We start from the raw sequence: 25,642 nt of genomic DNA, 5'->3' as shown, positions 1-25,642 counted from the left end.
TTTATAACTATGATACATTAATTATATCATAAAGTATGTGAGTGAACAATATAAAGTTTAGACAGATAATGAATAGGTCTTCATTTAAGTTTACATATTTAAAAGTATGCAAACTTAAATGTTGTCTTCGGCAAATTCTTTTTCTAGAAATACTTTTCTTGGTTTGCTTCCATCCACTGGCCCTATATAGCCATCTTCTTCTAACATATCTATAATTCTAGCAGCACGATTGTATCCTATTTTGAACCTCCTTTGTAGCAGTGAAGCAGATGCTTTTTGAGTTTTAGCTATAAACAGTAAAACTTCTTTATATAATGGATCTACTTCTTCAGTTGAAAAATCACCACTTTGTGAACTAACTTCACTTGGAGTCATATTAGGATCGTACTGTGCTTCTGATTGACTTTTAACAAAGTCTACTACCTTTTCTACTTCCTCATCAGAAAGGAATGCGCCTTGAATACGTAATGGTTTGCTTGAATCTGCAGATAAATACAGCATATCTCCTTTTCCTAGTAATGTTTCGGCGCCTGATTTATCTAATATCGTTCTTGAATCTACACTTGAACTTACTGCAAATGCAATACGTGATGGAATATTTGTTTTTATTACACCAGTTATGACATCAACAGATGGTCTTTGTGTAGCTATAATCATGTGAATACCTGCTGCACGAGCTTTTTGAGCAATACGAGCAATAGATTCTTCTACCTCTTTAGAAGAGACCATCATTAAATCTGCGAGCTCATCAATTATGACAACAATATAAGGTAATTCTTTATAATCTGGATCTTGTGCTGCAATCTTATTGAATCCTTCTATATTTCTAACTCTTGCTCGAGCAAATTCTCGGTATCTATTTTCCATTTCCAGTACTACTTTATGAAGAACATCAGCAGCTTTAAGAGGATCTGTTACAACAGATGTTAGTAAGTGTGGAATACCATCATATATAGAAAGTTCAACCATTTTTGGATCTATCATAATTAACTTAACTTTATCTGGTTTATTTTTAAGTAAAATACTTGTTATAATCGTATTAACACAAACAGATTTACCGCTACCTGTAGAGCCTGCAATTAATAAGTGAGGTGTTTTATCAATTCTTGTAAAAATAGCTTCTCCTGCTACATCTTTTCCTAATGCCACAGATAATGGCGAAATATCTTTATCATTGACAAACACTTCTTTCATCGAAACAAGTTCATTTACTTTATTTGGAATTTCAATTCCAATTAGCGATTTACCAGGTATAGGAGCTTCAATTCTGACATCTTTAGCAGCAAGGTTTAATGCTATATCATTGCTTAAGTTTACTATTTTACTCACTTTGGTTCCTGGAGTTGGCAATATTTGAAATTGCGTTATTGATGGACCGACTATAGCTTTTACTATTTTTACTTCTATTCCAAAATTATTAAATGTACTTTGTAATATTTTTGACTTTTCCACAATGTCGCTTTTTGTTATTGTTTGTTTTTTTATAGGGTTATTTAACAATGTTATAGGAGGTAATTTATAATTATCATAAGAAGTATCTTGACTATTATCAAATTTAGTTACTTCTTGCACATCTTTATTTATAGCTTTAGTTACTTTCTTTCTGTTTTTTCGCTCTTCTATAACTTCATTAGCTTCTTCTTTATAGTCTCGAATATCTACAATTAAATCTTTTTCTTTTATATCATTGTAACGTTGTTCATTTGAATTTTCTTCATTTTCAAAAATTTCAAATTCTTTATTATATATATTCTCTTCGTTGTCATCCTCATAAATATTTTTGTCAAAGGCATTCATAACATGATACTTAATTTTTAATACAAAATCACGATGATTTTTATTTAAATATAAAAATATAAGAGTTATGATTGCTGATATAATAACTAATAGTGAACCATAATACGATAATAGATAAATTAGTAATTTCACAGGGTAATATGCAATTAATCCTCCCCCATAATTAACTACATTGTTATTATAGATGCTTGCAAAACTTATATAATCTAAATTTTTGCTACCAATCAAAATTAATTGGAATAAAAAGTCTATAAATAATAAACAACTAGCAACTATTATTGGAGAATTTAATTTTTTATTCATTATATAGTAAATAGGTGCAGCGATAAGCATCAAATATATAATATAACTAAAATTTCCGAATAAGTACTTAAATAATGAATCAAAAAATCTTCCTATAACCCCCATTTGAAGAATAGAAAAAATAACAATGACGATTGCTACAACAAAAAATATCGCATGATAAGCTTCTTTAGTTAGTTTAGGAAGCGATTTTTTATTTATACTTTTTTTTGTTTTTGATTTACTTTTAGCTTTTGTTTTCTTTTTTGTACTCAATGTATTCTCCTTTCTACTAATCTTCTACTATAATAGCCTCAGTTGGGCAATTTTTATATGCATCTAGCACTAAACTTCTAAACTCTTCATCTATCTCTTCAGTCATTTCATTATTATCAATATGACAGTATGCTATCCCATCTTCATCATAATCATATATATCAGGACAAATTGCGTTACAATTTCCGCAAGCTATACAATTATCTCTCACTACTTTAGTTTTCATTGTCTTGCTCTTTTAAAAATTTTGCAAATTTTTCTAAAGATTTTTTACGATGACTTATTGCATTTTTTTCATCAGAAGAGATTTCAGCGAATGTTTTATTTAATTCAGGTACATAAAATATGGGATCATAACCAAAACCATTAGTTCCACGCTTTTCAAAGATAATTTCTCCTTCACATTCACCTCTAAATGTAAATTCATCACCTTCAGGTGTAACCATAGCGATAACCGAAACAAATTTAGCTTTTGATTGTTCACCTGCTAATTCAGTAAGTACTTTTTCAATATTTTTTTCATCTGTCTGTTCTGGAGAATAACGAGCTGAATAAACACCAGGCCGACCATTTAACTTATCAACACTGAGACCACTATCATCTGCAATAGCAGCTTTCCCAGAATATTTCGCTATAGTTCGAGCTTTGATTAGTGCATTTTCTTCAAAACTATCACCATCTTCTATAATATCTTCAGTAAAATTGACTTCTTTCAATGTTAAAATATTATAATCAGTTAAAATTTGTTTAATTTCTTTTACTTTATGAGCATTATTTGATGCTAATATTAAATTTTTCATAATTCTTATTTTTTACTCCTATATATCTACTACTTCAGCTTTAATAGTATGTTTTAACCATTTAGATGCTATATTATTAAAATGTTCACTTTCTTTTGAAATAAAAAATTTATGATCGGTTTTATTAAGTTTTTTCTGAAGTAGTTTTGCATAACCTAATACGGTACTCACATCACGCGCCGCTTCATGTCCTGACGATATGACTTTTATATTGTTTCCATAATATTCTTCAATATCTTTTTTTAAAATTGGATAGTGAGTGCAACCTAATACAACTGTGTCTATATCTAATAATTTTGTATCAAATAATACGTCTTTAAGAAGCTTTTGTGTAGCACCTTCTACTAGATTACCTTCGGCTTCTATAAAAGGACAAAAAGTTGGGCATGCTTTATCATAAACAACTATATCAGAATTAATATTTTTTATTTCTTTATCGTAAACTTTAGAATCTGCTGTAAACTGCGTTCCTAGTACTAAAACATTATTGTTTTCTGTTGCCTGTATCGCACGTCTTGCTCCTGGCTGAACAACCCCTATTATCGGCAAGTTATATCTATCTTGTAAATATTCTAAAGCTGCTGCAGTGGCAGTATTACAAGCAAGAACAATCATTTTAACTCCTTGGTTAATTAGAAATTCAACAGCTTTTTCTGTGTTTTTTATAATTTCATCTTTGGTTTTATCACCATAAGGACAGTTCTTTACATCTCCAAAATAATATATAGTTTCATTTGGAAGTTGTCGCATAATTTCTCTAGCAACGGTTAATCCCCCCACTCCACTATCGAATACGCCTATAGCATTTTTCATTTAAATCCTCTTTCTATTTAGAACTTAACATTTCTTCAAGGTCCATTATTTTTTTATATGATTTAGTTTCGATTCCTATATATTCTTTAAATAAAAGATTAAAGAAAGAAAAAAGTTTAATTAAATCTTTGTTACTTAACTCTAAACCTTCTAAAAAATCTATATTTTTTATACTTATATAATATGTTAGCTTGACAAGATTATCATTAATACCAAAAACACTATAATCGATATTAAATTTATCAACAAAACTGTTTTTTAAAAAACTATAACCTACATACTCATAGTCTGTCTTTTGATATTTAAATATAAAGCCGTGATCTTTTAATATTTGCATAAAAAAATAACAACATACTATTTTTTCGCTTACATCATTATTAATTGAGGTTAAGGCAAGTTTTAATAATTTATATAAATTAAATGAGGAATCAATACCATAATTAAGACATTCTAGCATATTAGCAACATAGCTGTTTTTCAGTACATCATAGACTATATTTTGGTATGTGTTTTCTATTTCTAAATTAGTTATTTTATTCATACCACTTGTAGAGAAAAAGTTAATAGTAACTTCACTCGCTGTACTAACTTTAACTTTTTTTTTGCTTTTATGCACATTTTCATAAAAAAAACTTTCTATTTTTCCATGTTCAGTAAGAACATGAAGTATTTCATGATAATCACGATATCTTATTTTTTTTATGATTATACCTTTGATAAAATTTCTATTAGTCGAAGACATCATCTCTGTAACCTAAATCACGAATTTGGTTTGGTTTAGAGCGCCAATTATCGATTACTTTTACCCAAAGTTCAAGAAATACTTTTTCTCCCAATAAGACTTCAATATCTTTTCGTGCTCGTGTTCCAATTTCTCTAATCATCTTTCCTTGTTTTCCGATAATCATACCTTTTTGAGATTTTCTCTCTACAACAATTGTGGCTATAATATTTTTCTTTTTGCCATCTTGTTTTTCTATTTTATCTATAATCACGGCAATAGAATGTGGTATTTCTTGATTGGTAAGTTGTAAAACTTTTTCTCTAATAAATTCAGAAATTACAAAGTACTCCGGCGAATCAGTAATAACATCATCTGGATACATTTTATAGCTTAATTGCAGGTATTTTTTAGTCACATTTAATAAATTATCTACATTAATAGATTTTAACGCTGAAATAGGAACGATTTCTACGAAGTCATATAAATCTTTATAAAATGATATAATTTCAATCAATTTTTCTGGACTAATTAAATCTATTTTATTAATTAATAAAAATGTTGGCACATTCAATTCTTTAACGATATTAATTAAATGTTGATCCCCTGGACCAAATTTTTCTCCTGCATTGATTATTAGATAAACTATTTCTGATTCTTGAATAGCACTACTAGCAAGCTTCATCATATAATCACCTAAACGATGTTTAGGTTTATGTATTCCTGGTGTATCAATAAAGACAATTTGTGAATCTTGGTCGGTATATACTCCATTTATTATGTTACGTGTAGTTTGAGGTTTATCAGACATTATTGCAATTTTTTGTTTTAATATATTATTTAACAATGTAGACTTTCCTGCATTAGGTCTACCAATAATAGTGACAAACCCTGTTTTTATTTGTTCATCAAACATAATTATCTCCTTAATCCAAATTCTTCAAGAATCGCTTCTTGTTTATCAAACATCTCTTTTTCATCTTCTTCATTCATATGATCATAACCTAATAAATGTAAAAAGCCATGAACTGCTAAAAATCCAATTTCACGATCAAAGCTATGATTATATTCTTGTGCTTGTTCACGAGCAATATCAACACATATTATTATATCCCCAATAGAATTAAATTCATCTTCTAATCCTATAATATGAACTTCATCTTCTATTTCGTCGTTTAAAGCAAATGATATAACATCTGTAGGTACATCTTTTCCTCTGTAATCACGATTTATCTCTTGAATTTCTTCTTTACTTACAAAAGATAAAGACATTTCGGTGATTTCAGTGTTAATATTTTCATGTTTTGCAGCACATTTTAAAAGCTCTACCAACATATCTTTCGTAGTATCTTCAATCAAATTGTTGTCATCAATAATATCAACAAAAGTCATAATTATCTCCTTGTTTTTCAAGTTTATAGGGGATCGTCTAAATAGACTACTCCTATTACTTAATTTAATTTGCTAAAATTTTGTTGCCTAAGTGCTTCATATATTATTAAAGCAGCAGTATTAGATAAGTTAAGTGAACGAACGTTTTCGCTCATAGGGATACGAAGAGCCTGTTCACTATATTTTTCTCTAAATTCTTTAGGTAATCCTTTAGTTTCTCTTCCAAAAATAAAATAGATTTCTTCATCGTTTTTATTAGAAAAGTCAAAATCAGAATAAGTTTTTTGTCCAAATTTAGTTATTAAAAAATAATTTTTATCGCTAGTTGCTTCTAAAAACTCATCAAAACTATCCCAAACTATTAGGTCTAGATGTTCCCAATAATCCAAACCAGCTCGTTTAACGTGTTTATCATCAATAGAAAAACCTAATGGCCTTATTAAATGCAACCTTGTATTTGTACCTACACAAGTACGTGCAATATTCCCTGTATTTGCAGGAATTTCTGGTTGAAATAAAACTATATTATTCATATTACATTAGAATGGAAGTTTGCCACCAAACATTCTCCCAAGACCCTTTCTCTTAGATTTATCATTCATTAAACCACCAAATTGTTTCATCATTTTACGCATTTCTTCAAACTGCTTAATAAGTTTATGAACTTCACTAATTGGGCGTCCACTACCAGCAGCAATACGCTTACGACGTGGTACATTTATAATATCAGGATTTTGACGTTCTTCAATAGTCATAGATTTGATGATAGCTTCAACATAAACAAATTGTTTTTCATCTACAGCATCCAAATTCATGTTTTTCATTTTTCCCATTCCAGGAATCATTCCAAGAATATCTTTAAAGCTACCTAATTTTTTAACCTGTTCTAGTTGTGATAAAAAATCTTCAAATGTGAAACTTTGATTAAGTAACTTTTCTTGCATTTTTTTTGCTTCATCTTCATCGATATTAGCTTGGGCTTTTTCAATCAGGGTAAGAACATCGCCCATACCTAAAATACGTGATGCCATACGTTCTGGGTGGAATAACTCAAGGTCATTCATTTTCTCACCCATACCTACTAACTTAATAGGTTTTCCAGTAATTGATTTAATAGACAATGCTGCTCCACCACGAGTATCACCATCAAGTTTTGTAAGAACAAGACCTGTAATATCCAACTGTTCATCGAATGATGTTGCGATATTGACAGCTTCTTGCCCTATCATTGCATCCACAACAAGTAGAATTTCATCTGGATTTACTGCTGATTTTATATCTTTTAATTCATCCATAAGCAGTTCATCAATATGAAGACGCCCTGCAGTATCTATAATAACATAATTATAGTAATGTTCTCGAGCGAACTCTAAACCTTCTTTAACAATGTCAACTGGATCTTTGTCAACGTAAAAAACTTCTATGTCTAATTGTTTTCCAAGAGTTTTAAGTTGTTGAACAGCAGCAGGACGATAAACATCGGCTGCAATAAGAAGCGGTTTTTTCTTCATAGTTTTTTTAACTTTAAGTGCAAGTTTCCCTGCAGTAGTAGTTTTCCCTGCACCTTGAAGTCCAACCATCATAGTTGTTGTAATTTTCCCACCTTGGTTAAGTTCAACATTAGTACCACCAAGTAATTCTATCAACTCTTCATTAACAATCTTGACAATTTGTTGAGCAGGAGTTAGTGATTTCATAACTTCTGTCCCTACTGCACGTTCACTTATTTTTTTAACAAAGTCTTTTACTACTTTAAAATTAACATCAGCTTCTAATAATGCAAGACGAACTTCTCGCATCATTTCTTTAACATCAGCTTCAGATACCTTTCCTTTTCCTGTTAATTTTGCAATAGTATTTTGCAATCTTTCTGATAAATTTTCAAATGCCATACAACACTCTCCTAGTTTTCTAATTTACTTAACTGCTCAATGTAATCTAATATTTCTTCATTATCAGTTAATTTTCTAATTTCATTTAATAAAAATAACCTTTCATTATTTAATTTAATTAAATTTAATTTTTCTTCAAATTGTTCTAATTCTATTATTGTTCTTTTAATATTATTAGAAACTGCTTGTTTTGATATCTCATAATTTTCCGAAATCTCTGTAAGAGATAAGTCATTAAAAAAGTAATCATTCAAGTACTGTTTTTGTTTTTGACTTAATAATTCAGAGTAAAAGTCATAAAGTTGTGAAACTTTTATAATCTGTTCTATTTCCACAATCTTCCTCCAGTAAAATATAAATCTATATCTTTATATTATACGATAAAACCGCGTTTTTTTCAAACTTTTGAGGTGTTTTATTGTGTGAAAAAGGCGAAGCTAATTTATTAGCTCGCCTTTTTTTATTATTCAGTTAGATATAATCTTGCGCAAAATTGTCAATAGTTATCGTTATTTTTTCAGTAGAAAAACTATCTGCAAAATAATTGTTTATATATTTTAAAAGTGGATACAGTTGTTTATACTCATCCTCTTGATATTTTACAGCTACATTATATTTATATTCATTATTTATTTTATAAAATACATTTCTATTTGGACCTAAGATATCTAAAGTTTTATTTTTTTCTCTTAAAAAATTGTAAATAGTCTTTGCGGCATATTCGACTTTTTTTTCATCGTACCCTTTAATAGTAATAAATGATATTTTACAAAAAGGTGGATAATTTATGAGTTTCCGTCTATTTACTTCATATTTATAAAAATCTAAATAACTTTGCTTGATAGCGTAATCTATGATATTGCTTGATATATTAGTTTGGAAGACCACTTCTCCTTCTTTATCGCTTCTTCCTGCTCGACCTGCTGTTTGCACCAATAATTGAAAGAGTTTTTCGTTTGCTTTAAAGCTTGGAATAGCCATAAGACCATCAATAGATAAGACTCCTACTAAAGTAATATTAGGAAAATCTAATCCCTTAGAAATCATTTGTGTTCCTAGTAATAAATCTGCTTTATGTTCTTTGAAATTTGTTAGTAGTTTTTCATACGAACCTTTTCTGGTTGTTGTATCTGAATCCATACGTATTATTCTTAATTCAGGAATTTTTTCTAGTAAGTACTCTTCTACTTTTTGGATGCCAAAATTCCCGGCAACCAGTTCTGGATTAGAGCAACATTTTTTTATATTTGAAATTTTCTCATGGTACCCACAAAAATGACAATGTAATGAATTATCGTATTTATGATAATTTAAGCTTATATCGCAATTAGGGCATTTGTATAGATGTCCGCATAAGTAACAGCGAATAAAATTGGTATATCCACGTTTGTTAATAAGTAATAAAATTTGCTCTTTTGCGTCTAGCTTTTCACGTATTTTTTCTAATAATTTTAGAGAAATAACTTCCTCTTTGTTATCGTTATGAATAACAGAAATTTTTGGTAACTTATTATTAAATCTATGAGAAAGTGTTAGTATATTATCGACATTTTTTTGTTTAAAGTTGTAATACAAATCAATAGATGGAGTCGCACTAGCATAAATTACACTGCATTTATTGTATACCCCACGCTTTTTAGCTATATCTTTTGCATCATATCTAGGAGAATCTGTTTGTTTATAACTATTTTCATGTTCTTCATCAATAATAATTAAACCAAGATTTTGAAAAGGGGCAAAAATAGCTGAACGTGTTCCTAAACAAATTTTAACTTTCCCGTCACGAATTTTTTTCCACTCGTAGTATTTCTCGCGTGTTGACAAACGCGAATGTAATACGGCGATATTATCTCCGAAGATACCTCTGAATTTTTTTTCTATTTGAGGTGTTAAAATTATTTCTGGGACAAGTACTATAGCTTCTTTATTTTGTATCAAAATATTCTCAACTAATCTAATATATATCTCTGTTTTACCTGATCCAGTAACACCATGTAATAAATACTCATTAAATTTTTTTCCACTAAAATTTCGGGAAATTTTATCATATACATCTTTTTGATAAATACTAAGATTGTTAGTATTAGTCATTATTGAAGAATTAATATGTAATTCTTCATCTTCTTCTATTACGGTTAATGTGCTACTATCTATTAATTTTTTTATGACACTAGTCCCTATATTAAGCTTTTGTTTAACATCAGATATCTTAATTTTATTGTGCGCTAAAAGATAATCGATTAGAATTTTCTGTTTAGTAGTTAATTTCTTATTTTTAAAATCATTTAAGACTAAATAACGTTCAGTAGTTTTATTATTTCTTTCTTTAATTTTACTTATTAGTCTTATTGCCTTTAATGATATTAAGTAGCCTATTTGCTCAACAGTGAAAATTTTTTCAAATTTTTTCTTTTCAATTAAATCTTCAGCATTGAAATATTTTTTGTAATCCAAGAGCAAAGTTTTATTTCCATCTAATAACTCATAGTATTCAATATATTTATTTTTAAAAATAGTTGGTATCATAGTTTCCAACACTTGTATTCTTGTACAAAAAAGTTCTTCTGCCATAATTTTAGATAACAACAACATCTCTTTAGTAAAAACTGGAAAGTTATCTTTTAATTTTTTAATATATTTAAACTTTGATAAATCTGCATTTCCTGTGTATGTTTCAAATATATTCGTTACATATCCTTGTACTATTCTTGTTCCGAACGGTACTTCAACTCGATAACCTACTATATCTTCATTTTCAAATTCTTTTGGAATTATATAATAAAAACTTTGATTAACATTATGATTATTTACATCAACTATAATCTCTGCATACATTTATTATCCTCCTTTCTTAATTTGAAAATTTTATTTTATATTGACTATATTATAGTATCCAATAATTCCTTTGCTATATTTTCTTTGGTAGTTTTCTCTACTTTTTTGATATTTCCATTTTTTGCGATAATATAAACTTCATTATCATCACTACCAAAACCGATGCCTTGCTTAGAAATATCATTGGCAACTATATAATCTAAATTCTTCTTCTTAATCTTTTCTTTAGCATAATCTAATAAATCGTTTGTTTCAGCAGCAAAGCCTACAACTATTTGATTTTCTTTTTTGTGTTCTCCGACATATTTCAAAATATCTGGCGTACGCTTAAATTGAATTGCTAGATCATCAGTTTGTTTTTTCACTTTTTTATCAAAAACTTCTACAGGTGTGTAATCCGAAACAGCAGCGGCTTTTATTATAATATCACAGTCTTTATAATTTTCTTTAACTACTTCATACATATCCTGTGTGCTAACAATTTTTTTAACTTTTATGTTTTCGTGACTTTCTTTTATTCCTACTCCGGTTACTAAAATTACTTCGCCTCCACGTTTTGCTACTTCATTTGCTATTGCTATTCCCATTTTTCCACTCGATGGATTAGTTAAACATCTAAATGGATCTATAAATTCTTTTGTAGGACCAGCTGTAATTAGAACTCTTTTCCCTAAAAGCTCTTTCTTGTCATTATTAAACAGCTCTGCTAGTATTTTTTCAGTTTGAGGAAATTTCCCTTGTCCGACATCTCCACAAGCAAGCAAACCACTGTCGGGTTCTATAAAATTGAAGCCTAATTTAGAAAGCTTAGCAATATTTTCTTGAATAATCAGATTTTCGTACATTGTTGTATTCATAGCAGGAACAATATATACTTTGGAAAAATCTTTTACTGCCAGCATAAGTGATGTAGCTAAATCATCAGCAATACCATTTGCAAATTTAGAAAGGATATTAGCTGTCGTAGGTGCGACTATTATTTTATCAGCCCATTTTACCAGGTCTATATGCTGAATCTCATTCTCATTTAATTCTATAAAAGTATCAGTATATACTCTATTTTTTGTTAAAGTTTGAAATGGCAATTCTGTTACAAATTTTTGTGCATTACTAGTTAAAACAACTTTAACATTATGCCCTTTTTTTACTAAGGAACTAGATAAATCAATAGCTTTATATGCAGCTATTCCCCCTGAAACGATTTGTAATATGTTCATCTTATACTATCTCCTTATAAAACGTTAATAGATTTCATTCTCTTTATTATTTGGACCGAACACAGCAATTTCCAATTTAGACAATCTCTTTAATATATCCAGATTTGTCACTTGGTTAGGTTTTTCATCCTTTGTAACATTTTTTAAAGCATCAATTTTTATTTTTAGATTTTGATTCTCTATTTCTAGCTCTTTAATACGAGTTAATAGTTTATCTAATTTCATATAATCTTCGATAATTAAATCTAAATAGTCATTAACATCGTCTTCGCTATATCCCTTTACCCTACTCTTTTTAAATTCTTTTTCATAAATATTTTTTGCTGTTAAATTCAATTCAACACTCATGTCATAACTCCTTTATTTAAATTCACTAAAATATGATACACAACTTGTCAAATACAAAGGTGCCGTTTCAGCCCTTAATATTCTTTTACCTAAGCTTATAACATCAAACTCAGATGAAGTTAAAGTATTTATTTCTTTTTCTGATAAACCACCTTCGCTGCCGAACACTGCTATAACTGATTTATTCTCTAACGGCCCATTTAAAATTTTTTTTAAATTATAGTTATCTTCATTTATTGATTCTTTTTCATAAGCTACCATTTTATAGTCTAGCGATTTAGAATATTCTATAAGCTTTTCGAAACAATCTATATATGTAATATCAGGTATAAGATTACGTTTTGATTGTTCTGCTGCCTCTTTAATTATTTTTTGCCAACGATTTAATTTAGATTCAACTTTATCTTTTTTAATTTTCGCAATATTTCTTTCAGAATTAAATAATACTATGCTACTAACACCTAATTCAGTTAATTTTTGTATTAAATACTCTGTCTTATCATTTTTTAATGGCGGAATTGCAATTGTAATCTTTATAGGTAACTCATTACTCCCTCTTACTTCTTCATAAGGTTTAACAATAACACTTTCTATGTTGTCGTTTATGATACTACAAATATATTTGATTTCATCAGTAAAAACAACATAAATTTTATCATTTATTTTTTTTCTCATAATTCTAACAATATGATTACTATCGTCTTTGGATAGGTTGTATGTAGAGTTTATATCAAATTTATCATTAACAAAATACTGTTGCATAAAGTCTCCTAAAATATTATTTTCATATATAATTTTACCTTATTCTTTTAAGTAAAGCAATAGCTAGTACTTTTTGGTAAACTAAAAAGAGGTTACTTAAGTAACCTCTTTTTAAATTAACTTCTGCTCGGGATATATCCTTCTATATGCTCCTTAGCTAAGTTTTCATGTTCTTCATAAGTTTTAGAAAAATATGCTTTCCCATCTTTTGAAGCATGTAAGAAATATAAATAATCTGTAGTTTCCGCGTTATTCAGTGCTTCATATGAAGCCACTCCTACTGAAGCAATAGGCCCAGGAGGTAGTCCTACTGTTGTATATGTATTATATGGTGATTGTAGAGATAGTTCTCTTTGTGTAGGTGCACCTGTTAATTTATCGGCTGCATAATTAGCTGACGGATCAGTTTGTAGTTTCATTCCTTTTGCTAAACGATTAAAGAATACACTGGCGATAAGTTTATTTTCATCTGTCTTAGTTGATTCTTTCTCTAAAATACTTGCCATTGTAATGTAGTCATGAATAGAAATTTTTACTTTTTCATTATTAATTATCCATTCTCCACTATTTTTTTTGAACAATGGAACGACTCTTTCATTAGTAGTTTTAACCATTTTTGTAATTAATGATTCTACAGTTTCATTTTCTTCTATGTTGTAAATTGCTGGATATAAATATCCTTCAAGCGCATATTTAATATCTTTGCCATATATATCATCTGTAATAAGTTCAGGAAATTGTTTTTGTAATTTTTTTATAAATTCAGCATCATTAACTTTCTCTAAAAATTCTTTACTACTTAATTTAGTTTTTTCTAGCTTTTGAGCAAGTTTCAAAATACTATCACCTTCAATAACCGCAAAACTATTGGCTGATTTAGCTTTGTCTTTTGAACTAAGTTCATCAATTATTTTAGCCATGCTCATGCTAGGTTTTAGTGAAAAGCTACCAACATAAAATGTATCTGATTTTATTCTTGTATATAGCTTAAAGACTGCCTGATTTCGTATTAGTCCTTTATTCTTTAATTCCTCTGCAATTTTGGCACTACCATAATTTTCTTTAATCTCTATTGTTATATCATTATTATTACTTTTATCTACAGGTGTTGTCATGTAATAAAAGAATGATAATACTGAAATAGCTGCAACTAATATTACTGTTAGAAAAATTGGTAGTATAGGGGCTTTCCCTTTGTTTTCTCTATTTTTTTTTCGCAATTCTTCTCTGCGTTTTCTTACTTGTTCTTCGTTCATTCTTTACTCACTCTCATCATAATAAAAAGTATCTAATACTTCTGAAATCATATCATATTCTTCATCAGTTTCTACTGGTTCAAAACGAATATTATCTTCATCATCTTCTACGCATACCATAGGGAAAATGCTGATTTCCTCTTCATCAATAGTTTCTTCTTCCGCGAAAATATAATATAGGTTACCATTAGTCGGGTTTGTAAACTCTAAAATTTTACGATATTCTTTCTCTTCTCCTTCTAATGTACTAAGCGTGTATACTTCCTCTGTATTATCTATGCTAATATTTTTTAAATCTTTCTCTTGCATCTTGTTATCCTCCATAATTTTTAAAATTTATCTAAATAAGTTTGTAATATAAGAACTGCTGCCATTTTATCAATAACATCTTTACGTTTTTTTCTTGAAACATTAGCTTCAAGAAGTACTCTTTCCGCCCCCATTGTTGTAAGACGTTCATCTTGCAAAATAACTTCAACACTTTTTATTTTTTTCTTAAGAACTTCCACAAAATATAGTGTTGCTTCTCCTCTAAACCCAATACTATTATCCATGTTTTTCGGTAAACCTACAACTATTTTGCCTATATTATATTCATTAACTAGTTCTTTTATACGTTTTATCTTAAAATCTTTTACCTGCTCATTAATATTAATAGTCTCTACTCCTTGTGCAGTCATTCCTAATAAATCACTAACAGCAACTCCAATAGTTTTAGAACCGTAATCTAGGCCCATTATTCTTTTATCTAACATTTATGACTCCTGTATAAAAAAGTATAGTAAGTATTCTAATATATCATCTATTTCTATTAATCTTATTTGTTCTCTTGCATGGTTATCGCGCGGAATATATATAGGATCGCCTGTTTTTATATATCCCATAAGTTGATTAATAGGATCATAGCCACGCTGCTTTATAGTTTCCACAACATTTTTTAGTATGCTATGAATATCATTTTTATCATAAAAATTGTTATCAAATAATCTTGTTTCATCAAAATTTGTCATAATCTTATCCTCCGATTATACTAATTCTATTAAAATACCTACTGCATTTTCACCAGTATGAGTTGAAATTATTGGTGTAGTCGTAAAAATATCATTATCATTCACTGTATAATTATATTCTTCTTGCAATTCCTCTTTGATTAGTTTAATATACTCATCTGCCAAAGTATTAGGGAGACATATGTGTTTAATATTTTTATCACCTTTTTCATCATTAATGTGTTTTATTAATGAGTGTACTAACTTTTTCTTCCCTCTTACTTTATCTATTGCAACAAGTTCAGTTTCTTTTAATTGTGTTAAAACTTTTATATTAAGCAATCCACCAATCAATGCTGCTGACTTGCTAAGTCTTCCACCTTTTACTAAATTGTCTAGATTATCAATAGTAACAAACGTTAAAATATTCTTAGCTTTTTCACGTAAATTTTCAGAAATGGTATTTATATCTAATCCAGTTTTCAATTGTTCAATACAAGAATCTAAAAGATAAACCATCCCTCTTGTTGTTGTTTTAGTATCAACAACTTCAATATTATCAAAACCAGCAGCTGCAGCTAGTGCCGTATTGTAAGTTCCGCTTAATGCTGAAGAAATAGTAAGAACAATTATTTTATACCCTCTATTAGTCCATTTTTCAAATGCTTCTAAAAATTTACCGATAGCCGGTTGACTTGTAGAATATTCATTTGCAGTACGTATACGTAGTATATATTCGTCATTATCCATACTTTGATAATCATATTCTTGTCCATCTATATTAAAAGTCAATGGGACAACTTCGACATCATATTTATTTATTTCTTCATTTGTTAAATCGCTTGATGAATCAATAATGATTTTTACTTTTTCCATATTTTACATCTCTTTCTTTTTTATGTAATGCATAAAAACATAATCGTAATCATTGTTTTCGTCTTTTTTAAATTCTTCACGACTAATGAGTTCCCAATTATTTTCATCGAAATTTGGAAACTTAGTATCCGCCTCCACTATGGTGTCAACTTCAGTTATGAACATTTCATCACATTTATCGAAATATTTTTCATAAATTGTACCACCACCAAAAATAAATACCTTTTGAGTAGTTGTATTTTCTAAAATACTATCATCTGTATAAATTTCAATATCATTGTAATCTTTCAATAATTCTGGATTCTTAGTTAACACCCTATTTATTCTATTTGGAAGAGCTCGCCCTATGCTATCAAGTGTTTTTCTACCCATAATTATAGTTTGATTCGTCGTTAGAGCTTTAACTCTTAACATATCTGCACGAAGGCGCCACGGTATAGTATTCTCATTTCCAATAGATTTATTTTTATCATATGCTACAATTAAAGATAACATAAAATTCATCCTCCTGACTAAACTGCTATAGGAGCTTTTATAAATGGATGGCTTTCGTAATCTATTAGCTCCACATCACTAATTTCTAAATTAAAAATACTATCAAACTCGTTTAGTCTAAGACTAGGAAGTTTAAAGGCATCTCTTGACATTTGTTCTTTAACTTGTTCAAAATGATTTACATAAATATGAGCATCTCCTAGTGTATGAACAAATTCGCCTACTTCTAATCCACATTCCTTAGCAATTAAAATAGTAAGTAACGAGTATGAGGCAATATTAAATGGGACTCCTAAAAAAACATCTGCACTACGTTGATAAAGCTGACAACTAAGCTTACCATCACTTACATAAAATTGAAACATAGTATGACATGGTGGAAGAGCCATAGTATCCACTTCACTTGGATTCCAAGCTGAAACAATTAGGCGACGTGATAAGGGATTTATTTTTATTTGTTCAATAACATTTTTTAATTGATCAATACCATTAAAATTTCGCCATTGTTTACCATAAACATTTCCTAAATCGCCGAATTTTGTAGAAAAATTGTCATCATTAAGGATATTTTCTTTAAAAATATTCATTTGTTTTTTATATTCTTCTGCAAAATCTTTGTCTTTAAGTACTCTATGTCCAAAATCAGTCATGTCAGGGCCTGTATATTCTTCACTTTCAATCCACTTTTTAAACGCCCATTCATTCCAAATATTATTTTTATTTTCTAATAAAAATTTGATGTTTGTATCACCTTTAATAAACCATAGCAATTCAGACCAAACTAAGTTAAAATTGATTTTTTTTGTTGTTAATAAAGGGAATCCCTTATTTAAATCAAACTTCATTTGATATCCAAAAATACTTTTAGTTCCTACGCCTGTTCTATCATCTTTGGTGATTCCATTTTCTAAAATAGTTTTACATAAATTTAAATATTCTTTATCTGCCACGCCATTTCTCCATTATGCTTTATAATTATTTTTTTTAAGATAGTCCATAAGTTCTTTTATTTTTTCAAGAGAACTTCGTCCAAAATGGTGTTCTATACCTTCAACTTCTTCGTAGATTTTATCTTTATCTACCCCTATTAAAAGTAAAAATTCTTCTAATAATTCATGTCTAGTAAGAGCGTATTCTCCCATTTTTTTTCCTATATCAGTTAGTGCTATCCCGCGATATTTTTCGTAGACTATGTACCCTTCAGCATCAAGTTTTTTTAACATTTTTGTTACAGTTGAAGGATAAACTTCTAATTTTTCTGCTATATCCGCACTTCTTGCATAACCTTTAGTTTTTACTAATGAATAAATGACTTCTATATAGTCTTCCATAGTTGGTGTTGCTTTGGCCATGTATGTTCCTCCTTATAGTGTTTTAAATGGCGATTGTTCGACTTTAGATTTTTGTACATTTATAGACAATTCGCCTATGTATTCAAGAAGTAAGTCTTTTACAAGATGTTCTGTAAAATGTCCCACATCTATGATATTTTTTTTCATTTCTAATGTATCTAAAGCTACATGATATCCTACATCACCTGTTAAGTAAATATCTACTTCAGGTAATGTATAGATAAAATCAGCTCCACTTCCACCTAGAAGGGCTACTGTTTTTATATTATCGTTATTTCCTAATACCGCCGAAATAGTCTCCAAATTGAACTTTTCTTTTATATATGTAATAAACTCCTTTTGAGTAAATTCTTCTGATAACTCCCCTATTCTACCTAGTCCAGCATTTTTATATGTTTCATGTTCAAAAAGTATGCGTATATTTTTCAATTCTAATTTTTTCGCGAGAAAATCATTTAAACCATATGTCGCTGAATCTAGATTAGTGTGAAATGAAATAACTGAAATATCATTTTTAACTAAAGATTTTATGATATTAGATTTGAAATCAACTGTAAAATCAAGTGATTTCAGTGGTTTAAATATTAATGGATGATGAGAAATAATTAAATCGATATTATTTGTTATTGCTTCATTAACTACTATTGTTGTTACATCTAGACAGACCAACACATTCTTAACTTCACTATTAAAGTCTCCTAGCATCAAACCGACATTATCCCACTTTTCAGCGAGTTTTATATCTGCGAGTTTATTTAAATGATCAAATACATTCCTTACAGTAATCACAAACCTAATCCTCCTTTTTTATTACCATATAATTATAACACTTTATAAAAAAAATTGCCATAACGAAACTTATTTTGTAATTAAAATAAAATATCTACTTCTCTTTTAAATACTAGAAGTAGATATTTTTTAATTTCAGATTATTTTTTAAATTTTTTATGTAGTTCAGTATAGAATAGCAATCCTATTAATGTTAAACCAATTCCTCCGAGTGCTAATGTAATTTGAGATGTTAATGTACTAATTAAGGTATATAAACCTCCTAAAATAGCTATCATAGGGATAATAGGATATAACGGCACTTTATATGGGCGTTCTAAATCAGGGTCTTTCTTACGTAATATTATAACTGCAAAGAATGTTGCAGTATAGAAGAACCACATTACAAATACTAATAAATCTGTTAACATATCAAAGCTTCCTGTTAACATCATAATTCCAGACATTACTAAAAGTAGTAAACCTGAATTTACAGGAATTGCACTTTTATTTAATTTTGTCCAAACATGTTTAAAAGGTATTTGATCGCTCAATGCCATAGCGTATGGAATACGAATACCAGCCATAGTGAATCCATTTATAGCTCCGTAAACACTTATTAAAATACCAATTGTTAGTATTTTACCACCTAGCCCACCAAACAATTTAGCAGCAACTTCACTGGCTACTGTTTGGTTCCCAGCAACTCTATCTAGAGGTAAACTCATTAAATATGCAATATTTATAAGAACATAGACTGCCATTACGACTGCTAGACCTAAAAAGATAGCTCTAGGTAAGTCTTTTTTAGGATTTTTCATTTCTCCTGCCATGCTTCCTACATTAGTCCAACCTTCATATGCAAACATTGCAGCAAGTAGTGCTCCACCTAAACCTCCAACAAATGAAATATCTTTTCCAGCTTCTATTGGGAATAATTGTAAAGGTTGAGAATTTTCTTGGAATAACCCAAAAATTATAATAGCTCCCAATGGTATCAATTTACAAATGGTAGCTACTGTTTGTATAATTCCCCCCGTTTTCCCACCTAAAAAATTTAAAAACATAAGTGAAGCAGCTGTTATAAATGCAATAGGTATATGCCATGTTTTATCTAAATTTAATAAACTAAGAACTTGAGTAGAAAATATAACAGCTAGCGCTGCTATCATTGCAGGAAAGTAAATAATTGATTGCGCCCATCCAAGAAGAAAGGCAGCTGTTTTCCCGTATGTTTTTTCTATCCAAACAACCATCCCTCCTACTTCAGGAATAGAAGCGGCAAGTTCTGCTACAGTAAGGCCTGCACAAATTGTAATAACTCCAGCCAATACCCATGCAAGTACCCCTAAACTCATAGTTCCGGTAGTTTTATAAATAACAGCGGCTTTAAAAAATACCCCTGCCCCGATTACCGATCCAATAACCGTCATAAATGCAGGCATAAAGCCTATAGTCTTCTTTAATTCATTCATAAAAATATCTCCTTTGAAATCGTTTTATTTGTAATTACATTATATCCTATTTTTATAAAAAAATAAAGAGAAAACAAAATAAATAAACTGTAACAGTTTATTATTTTTTATAAGTTCATTATATTCTTGCGATTATATATAATAACAAAGTAAAAACACATATTTTTTTAATATATATTACAGATATTGAATATAATTGAAAATAAAAAATGTTTATATATAATTTTTTACTAAACTAGACTTTTTCAAAATTATATATTATTATTAATATAATTAAAATGTGTAGGAGTTTATTATGAAGAATGTAGAAGGTTATCTAAGTAAGATTATTTTTCATAACAAAGAAAATAATTATTATATTTTATCAATTTTTTTAAATGATAATTATGATTTCGTAGATGGTGACTATCTTAGTGTCGTAGGAACTTTCGATGATATTGATTTTATTGAAGATGATTTATATTCATTTAAAGGTCAGATAGTTCAACATAGAAAATATGGAACACAACTTTCAGCGATTGTTGCGGAACCTGTAATTGAAAAAGATAAAGATGCGATTGTTTCTTATTTATCTAGTTCCATTTTTCAAGGTATCGGAAGAAAAACCGCAGAATTAATAGTCGATAGTTTAGGTGTAGAAGCATTAGATAAAATTTATGATGATAAAACTACACTATACGATATTAAAGGTATTCCAACTTCAAGAAAAGATATTATCTATAACACAATAATAGCCAACAAACAAACTCAAGATATCATTTTGAAATTAAACGAATATAATCTTAGTAATAATCTTATTTTAAAAATCTATAACTTTTACAAACATAATACACTACGCACAATAACAGAAAATCCATATTCTCTTATTAAAGATATAAAAGGTATTAATTTTAAAACTGTTGACAAAATAGCTGAAATTAATAATATAGAAGCTAACGATCGTGAAAGAATATTATATGGTTTTATTTATACGGTAAATACATTTTGTTTTTCTACTGGAAATACATATATAATGAAAAACGCATTACTTTATAATACATTTAATGTTCTATATTCATCACGTAATATAGCAGTAGATAAAGAAGATATATTAAACGCTCTTACCTATTGTTTAGATACAGGAAAACTAGTAGAACTAGAAGAAAAAATCTTTCTTCCAGAAATTTACTATTCAGAATATGCAATATACAATGATATAGAACGCCGACTTGACAAACAAAATTCTGTAGACATTAGTGATGAACTTTTAGATAAGTATATTGGCGAAATTGAAGAAGAACTTGGAATCGAATATGACATCGTACAAATAGCTGCTATTAAAAACTCTATAATTAATAACTTTTCTATATTAACTGGAGGGCCTGGAACGGGAAAAACAACAATTATTCTTGCAATAATAAAGGTATTTCAAAAACTTAACAATTATAGCCTTTCAGACCTTCAAGATGAAACCAAAAGTATATTGACACTATGTGCTCCGACTGGTAAAGCTGCAAAACGTATGGCAGAAAGCACAGGTCTTTACGCTTCAACAATACATAAGGCTATAGGTTGGACGGTAGAAGATGAGGATATGGAAGAGTTTGTTAGTGAAAAAAGGATAAAATCAGAATTAATCATAATTGATGAAACTAGTATGATTGATGTATTTTTAATGTATAATTTACTTAAAATAATTCACCCTGATGCAAAAATTCTTTTAGTTGGAGACAACGATCAATTACCATCAATTGCTCCAGGAAATGTCCTTAACGATTTAATTAACGCTCAAGTAATTCCAACTGTTAAATTAAATAAAGTTTTTAGACAAAGTGAGCATTCAAGCATAATAAATATTTCCCACTCTATTAGAAATAATATTCCTTTTGATATACTTGAAAATTTTGATGATAAAGAATTTCTATTAGCAACTAAAAATGAAGTACTGGATGTCATTACTACCACATATGATAGTATATTAAAAGAATCAAAAAAGGAAAAAATTCAAATATTAGCACCTATTTATAAAGGAGGCGCTGGTATCAATGAAATCAATAAAACAATTCAAACTCTCTTTAACCAAAATGAACTTCAAGTTGAATATGGAGATTTAATATATAAGGTGGATGATAGAGTTATGCAGCTTGTAAATCGTCCAGAAGACAATATTTTCAACGGGGATATAGGTTATGTTTATGATATTTTTAAAGAGGCTGGAAAAATAAAAATAGTTATTGATTATGATGATAACTTTGTAACATATGAAAAACAAGAACTTAATCAAATAACCCTATCATATGCTTGTTCGATTCATAAAGCCCAAGGTTCGGAATTTGAGAATGTAATTATACCGTTTATTGATAGTTATAACTTTATGTTAAATAAAAATCTAACGTATACCGCTATAACTCGTGCTAAGAAAAAATTAATTTTATGTGGGAATCCAAATGTGTTTTATAAATCAATAGAACCTACTAATACAGTAATAAGGCAAACAGCATTATCTACTTTCTTTACTAATGAGAAAACAAAAAAAATAAATATAGAACTAAATGAAGACTATATTTTAACGTATAAAAACCTTAATACCATTGACCCTATGATAGGAATGAATGACATAAAACCTGAAGATTTTATTTAAAAAAACTTTCGAATTATTTCGAAAGTTTTTTAAATTTTAGCTAATTCACGAGCTAGTCTATCTATATCATTGATAATTAAAAATGCAGAAGCTATCGCTGAACCGTTCTTAGATGCAATTGAACTATTTACTGCATTAATAATTACTGGAGTTAATTTTTCAATTCTTGATAAACGGCTGGTTAATTCGTTGAGTTTATCATATTCAGTGTTTTCAATAGATAATGATTTAAAAAAAGTGATATCTGAGGTTATACGTTCTTTCACTTCATTAAAGCTATTGACTTTATTCTCTAAGCCTCTTCCTTTGTTAAGATCTGTTTCAATCGTTCCTGCAAGTTCATCTAATGCTATCAAATCTTTTGTAAAATTTAATAGTTTATTTTTTATATAGTCAACTGAATATTTTTTGTTATCAACACTATATTTTTTGTTATCAACACCACTAGTATTAAATGATATACTATTGCTATTTTTAGTGACTATCTCTATATTGAAATCTTTATTATCAAATTCTTTTGAATTAATTGATTTTTCAACAAGTTGCTTTCCAGAGAAATTATTAATTTTTAATGTTGATAATAATTTATCTAATTCTTCTTTGGTTACAACCTCTTCATTAGTAGTAATAACCAGTTTATTCTCTCCTACGTTAAATTCAGTTTTTTCTAGCTGGTTAATCGTTACTGAATTTGTAAGATTTTGGAGCTGTTCTGTTGAGAACTTTTCTTTAGGACTACAGCCCTGCAATAAAAGCAAGGCTGTAATCATTATAATTAATTTTTTCATATTCTTAATTAGAATAACTCTGGTGCTGAGATGATGTTTAAGTTTTCATCGATTTCAAATACTAATGGAGTACCTGTTGGTAAATTAAGATCTAAGATTTTTTCGTCCGAGATATTTAATAAGTATTTGATTAACGCTCTTAAACTATTTCCATGAGCAGAAATAAGAACATTTTTACCAGCTTTTATTTGTTTAGATATATCGCTTTCCCAATAAGGAAGCACTCTATCAATAGTAAGTTTTAAACTTTCTCCTGTTGGGATTTCTCCTTCTGGAATATCTTTGTATCTATCAATATTTCCAGGGTACATATCGCTATTTTTATCTACTTGTGGAGGTGCTACATCAAAACTTCTTCTCCAAATGTGTACTTGCTCATCTCCATATTTTTCGGCAGTTTCAGCTTTATTTAATCCTTGAAGAGCTCCATAGTGTCTTTCGTTTAGTCTCCAACTTTTATAAACAGGAATCCATAATAAATCTAATTCCTCTAAAAATAAGTTTAATGTTTTAATTGCACGTTTTTGATATGAAGTATAAGCTACATCAAAAGTAAGACCTAATTCTTTTAAAGTTTGTCCACCTTTAATAGCTTCTTGTCTTCCTTTATCAGTGATATCAACATCAACCCATCCAGTAAATCTATTTTCAAGATTCCATTGACTTTCACCATGTCTAGTTAATACTAATTTCATTTAAGAAATCCTCCTAGTTAATTATTATATTTTTCATTATACAATAATTTTAAACAAGTGTACATACTTTTAAAATAAAAACTATTAAGAAAACGTTATACACTTTTTTGATAAAATAAAAAACAAATAGATATTAGTTCTATACATAACGTAATACAGTATATCTATTTATTTTTTATTCTTTATTGGTATTGTTAAACTATACATAAATTTTTCCGTATAAAGTTTTCTTAATAAACTTTACGATTAATTTTGTTTCTTTTTACAACTTTTAACTTATTAGTTTCAAAGAAAGTAAATACTTTCGCTAATAAAAATACAATAATCACCCAATATATAAACATAAAATTACCTTCTTTCTTTTTGTACGTAAATCTTAATTTATTCTCTATTAATATAATAACATACGGAAAACCGAAAATCAAGTATAAAATTCATATTTCTTAATTTTTTTATAAATATACTTGATTTTTACTACGGATTACTTTATAATTTAAGATAAGAATAAAGTGAAGATTGGATAGATTATTATGACAACTACATTTAGTATCAGATTCAAACAGTGTTTAAAAGAAAAAAATATAAAACAAGCAGAGCTTGCCCGCTCTACTAAAATCACTCCTTCGTCTATTAGTGATTGGTCAAAAGGAAAATATGTTCCTAAAAGAGATAAACTCCTTGCTATTGCTGAGTATTTATCTGTTAATCCTGATTGGTTAGTGGGTGATTGTGATAATATGTTTGTGGAAGAACATATAACTTCCTCTTCTGATGAAGATTCAGATGAGTATATCGACAACACTTCTAAACTTCCAATACTGGGAACTATTTGTGCTGGAGATGGGGTTTATATAGAAGAAGAATATGATGAACATATTTTTATAGATCAAGGAATGGGTGCTGATTTCGCTCTTCGAGTCAAAGGAGATAGTATGATCGAGGCTGGAATTTTTGACGGAGATTTAGTTTTTATCCGTCAACAGTCTTCTGTCCGCAATGGTAAAATTGCAGCTGTTCGTTTGACTGAATGGAATGAAGCATCGTTAAAAAAGATTTTCGTTAAAAATGATAATGTAATTCTTTATCCTTGCAATCCAGATTATGAGCCTATAGTCACTCGAAATGTTGAAATCATAGGGGAATGCGTTGGGGTTTATAGAGAATTATAATAATACACTAATAATATAAAGAAT

28 protein-coding genes are annotated in these 25,642 nt (G+C 28.7%); 2 read left to right on the top strand and 26 right to left on the bottom strand.

Annotated elements, in window-relative coordinates; all coding sequences use genetic code 11:
- Positions 1-114: 114 nt before the first annotated feature.
- The 24 genes from DQN46_RS04280 to DQN46_RS04165 all read right to left on the bottom strand — a co-directional run bounded on the left by DQN46_RS04280 (position 115) and on the right by DQN46_RS04165 (position 20,346).
- The gene (locus DQN46_RS04280) at positions 115-2,205 is read right to left on the bottom strand and encodes a DNA translocase FtsK (RefSeq protein WP_111743732.1); all 2,091 of its coding nucleotides are present in this window, start codon (positions 2,203-2,205) and stop codon (positions 115-117) included.
- A 166-nt stretch (positions 2,206-2,371) separates the two neighbouring features.
- Positions 2,372-2,581 (bottom strand): ferredoxin, encoded by a 210-nt coding sequence (locus DQN46_RS04275; RefSeq protein WP_111743138.1) that lies wholly within the window; start codon positions 2,579-2,581, stop codon positions 2,372-2,374.
- Complete coding sequence (locus DQN46_RS04270) at positions 2,571-3,155, bottom strand: XTP/dITP diphosphatase (protein ID WP_111743137.1); 585 nt, start codon at positions 3,153-3,155, stop codon at positions 2,571-2,573. Before DQN46_RS04270 ends, DQN46_RS04275 begins: the two co-directional genes overlap by 11 nt.
- An 18-nt stretch (positions 3,156-3,173) precedes the next feature.
- Positions 3,174-3,968 carry a glutamate racemase gene (racE, locus tag DQN46_RS04265; RefSeq protein WP_111743136.1) on the bottom strand — a complete coding sequence of 265 codons (795 nt, stop codon included), beginning with the start codon at positions 3,966-3,968 and terminating at the stop codon, positions 3,174-3,176.
- A gap of 13 nt (positions 3,969-3,981) precedes the next feature.
- On the bottom strand, positions 3,982-4,713 hold the full coding sequence (gene recO, locus DQN46_RS04260) for a DNA repair protein RecO (protein WP_111743135.1): 732 nt from the start codon (positions 4,711-4,713) through the stop codon (positions 3,982-3,984).
- The gene (gene era, locus DQN46_RS04255) at positions 4,697-5,605 is read right to left on the bottom strand and encodes a GTPase Era (RefSeq protein WP_111743134.1); all 909 of its coding nucleotides are present in this window, start codon (positions 5,603-5,605) and stop codon (positions 4,697-4,699) included. The genes recO and era overlap by 17 nt, the downstream gene beginning before the upstream one ends.
- A gap of 2 nt (positions 5,606-5,607) precedes the next feature.
- On the bottom strand, positions 5,608-6,081 hold the full coding sequence (gene ybeY, locus DQN46_RS04250) for an rRNA maturation RNase YbeY (RefSeq protein WP_111743133.1): 474 nt from the start codon (positions 6,079-6,081) through the stop codon (positions 5,608-5,610).
- 59 nt (positions 6,082-6,140) lie between these two features.
- A complete protein-coding gene (trmL, locus tag DQN46_RS04245; RefSeq protein ID WP_111743132.1) occupies positions 6,141-6,614 on the bottom strand; it encodes a tRNA (uridine(34)/cytosine(34)/5-carboxymethylaminomethyluridine(34)-2'-O)-methyltransferase TrmL in 474 nt (157 codons plus the stop codon).
- Between the two features lie 6 nt (positions 6,615-6,620).
- Positions 6,621-7,973 (bottom strand): signal recognition particle protein, encoded by a 1,353-nt coding sequence (gene ffh / locus DQN46_RS04240; protein WP_111743131.1) that lies wholly within the window; start codon positions 7,971-7,973, stop codon positions 6,621-6,623.
- Positions 7,974-7,984: 11 nt separating this feature from the next.
- Positions 7,985-8,308: a YlxM family DNA-binding protein gene (gene ylxM / locus DQN46_RS04235; protein WP_004632025.1), complete on the bottom strand. Its 324-nt coding sequence runs from the start codon at positions 8,306-8,308 to the stop codon at positions 7,985-7,987.
- A 136-nt stretch (positions 8,309-8,444) separates the two neighbouring features.
- The gene (priA, locus tag DQN46_RS04230; protein ID WP_111743130.1) at positions 8,445-10,808 is read right to left on the bottom strand and encodes a replication restart helicase PriA; all 2,364 of its coding nucleotides are present in this window, start codon (positions 10,806-10,808) and stop codon (positions 8,445-8,447) included.
- Between the two features lie 44 nt (positions 10,809-10,852).
- Positions 10,853-12,025 carry a bifunctional phosphopantothenoylcysteine decarboxylase/phosphopantothenate--cysteine ligase CoaBC gene (gene coaBC, locus DQN46_RS04225; RefSeq protein WP_111743129.1) on the bottom strand — a complete coding sequence of 391 codons (1,173 nt, stop codon included), beginning with the start codon at positions 12,023-12,025 and terminating at the stop codon, positions 10,853-10,855.
- 24 nt (positions 12,026-12,049) lie between these two features.
- Complete coding sequence (locus DQN46_RS04220; protein ID WP_004632031.1) at positions 12,050-12,373, bottom strand: DivIVA domain-containing protein; 324 nt, start codon at positions 12,371-12,373, stop codon at positions 12,050-12,052.
- Between the two features lie 12 nt (positions 12,374-12,385).
- Positions 12,386-13,135 carry an RsmE family RNA methyltransferase gene (locus DQN46_RS04215; RefSeq protein WP_111743128.1) on the bottom strand — a complete coding sequence of 250 codons (750 nt, stop codon included), beginning with the start codon at positions 13,133-13,135 and terminating at the stop codon, positions 12,386-12,388.
- Positions 13,136-13,251: 116 nt separating this feature from the next.
- Entirely contained in the window at positions 13,252-14,391 is a 1,140-nt protein-coding gene (gene mltG / locus DQN46_RS04210; protein ID WP_111743127.1) for an endolytic transglycosylase MltG, read from the bottom strand.
- 3 nt (positions 14,392-14,394) lie between these two features.
- Entirely contained in the window at positions 14,395-14,700 is a 306-nt protein-coding gene (locus DQN46_RS04205) for a DUF1292 domain-containing protein (protein ID WP_111743126.1), read from the bottom strand.
- Positions 14,701-14,720: 20 nt separating this feature from the next.
- The gene (gene ruvX, locus DQN46_RS04200; protein WP_004632039.1) at positions 14,721-15,146 is read right to left on the bottom strand and encodes a Holliday junction resolvase RuvX; all 426 of its coding nucleotides are present in this window, start codon (positions 15,144-15,146) and stop codon (positions 14,721-14,723) included.
- Positions 15,147-15,401 (bottom strand): IreB family regulatory phosphoprotein, encoded by a 255-nt coding sequence (locus DQN46_RS04195; protein WP_111743125.1) that lies wholly within the window; start codon positions 15,399-15,401, stop codon positions 15,147-15,149. It abuts the gene before it with no gap.
- 15 nt (positions 15,402-15,416) lie between these two features.
- Positions 15,417-16,256, bottom strand: a complete 840-nt coding sequence (locus tag DQN46_RS04190) for a DegV family protein (protein WP_111743124.1) — start codon at positions 16,254-16,256, stop codon at positions 15,417-15,419.
- A gap of 3 nt (positions 16,257-16,259) precedes the next feature.
- Complete coding sequence (locus DQN46_RS04185) at positions 16,260-16,751, bottom strand: dihydrofolate reductase (protein ID WP_111743123.1); 492 nt, start codon at positions 16,749-16,751, stop codon at positions 16,260-16,262.
- A 17-nt stretch (positions 16,752-16,768) separates the two neighbouring features.
- On the bottom strand, positions 16,769-17,701 hold the full coding sequence (locus DQN46_RS04180) for a thymidylate synthase (protein ID WP_111743122.1): 933 nt from the start codon (positions 17,699-17,701) through the stop codon (positions 16,769-16,771).
- A gap of 12 nt (positions 17,702-17,713) precedes the next feature.
- Complete coding sequence (mntR, locus tag DQN46_RS04175; RefSeq protein ID WP_004632049.1) at positions 17,714-18,103, bottom strand: transcriptional regulator MntR; 390 nt, start codon at positions 18,101-18,103, stop codon at positions 17,714-17,716.
- A gap of 12 nt (positions 18,104-18,115) precedes the next feature.
- On the bottom strand, positions 18,116-18,892 hold the full coding sequence (locus DQN46_RS04170; protein WP_111743121.1) for a Nif3-like dinuclear metal center hexameric protein: 777 nt from the start codon (positions 18,890-18,892) through the stop codon (positions 18,116-18,118).
- Positions 18,893-19,032: 140 nt separating this feature from the next.
- The gene (locus DQN46_RS04165) at positions 19,033-20,346 is read right to left on the bottom strand and encodes an APC family permease (protein ID WP_004632052.1); all 1,314 of its coding nucleotides are present in this window, start codon (positions 20,344-20,346) and stop codon (positions 19,033-19,035) included.
- 295 nt (positions 20,347-20,641) lie between these two features.
- Here DQN46_RS04165 and recD2 point away from each other — a divergent pair, with 295 nt between their 5' ends.
- On the top strand, positions 20,642-22,966 hold the full coding sequence (recD2, locus tag DQN46_RS04160; protein ID WP_111743120.1) for an SF1B family DNA helicase RecD2: 2,325 nt from the start codon (positions 20,642-20,644) through the stop codon (positions 22,964-22,966).
- A 29-nt stretch (positions 22,967-22,995) separates the two neighbouring features.
- Here the strand turns inward: recD2 and DQN46_RS04155 are convergent, their stop codons facing one another.
- Both DQN46_RS04155 and gpmA read right to left on the bottom strand, forming a co-directional pair.
- Positions 22,996-23,754 carry a hypothetical protein gene (locus DQN46_RS04155; RefSeq protein WP_224207386.1) on the bottom strand — a complete coding sequence of 253 codons (759 nt, stop codon included), beginning with the start codon at positions 23,752-23,754 and terminating at the stop codon, positions 22,996-22,998.
- Positions 23,755-23,762: 8 nt separating this feature from the next.
- Complete coding sequence (gene gpmA / locus DQN46_RS04150; protein WP_004632058.1) at positions 23,763-24,449, bottom strand: 2,3-diphosphoglycerate-dependent phosphoglycerate mutase; 687 nt, start codon at positions 24,447-24,449, stop codon at positions 23,763-23,765.
- 530 nt (positions 24,450-24,979) lie between these two features.
- Here gpmA and DQN46_RS04145 point away from each other — a divergent pair.
- Positions 24,980-25,618 (top strand): LexA family protein, encoded by a 639-nt coding sequence (locus tag DQN46_RS04145; RefSeq protein WP_111743119.1) that lies wholly within the window; start codon positions 24,980-24,982, stop codon positions 25,616-25,618.
- The last annotated feature ends 24 nt before the right edge of the window (positions 25,619-25,642 follow it).

This window comes from Gemella morbillorum (assembly GCF_900476045.1).
In the GTDB taxonomy this organism is placed as follows: domain Bacteria; phylum Bacillota; class Bacilli; order Staphylococcales; family Gemellaceae; genus Gemella; species Gemella morbillorum.
This window is presented reverse-complemented; position numbering and strand designations above follow the sequence as displayed.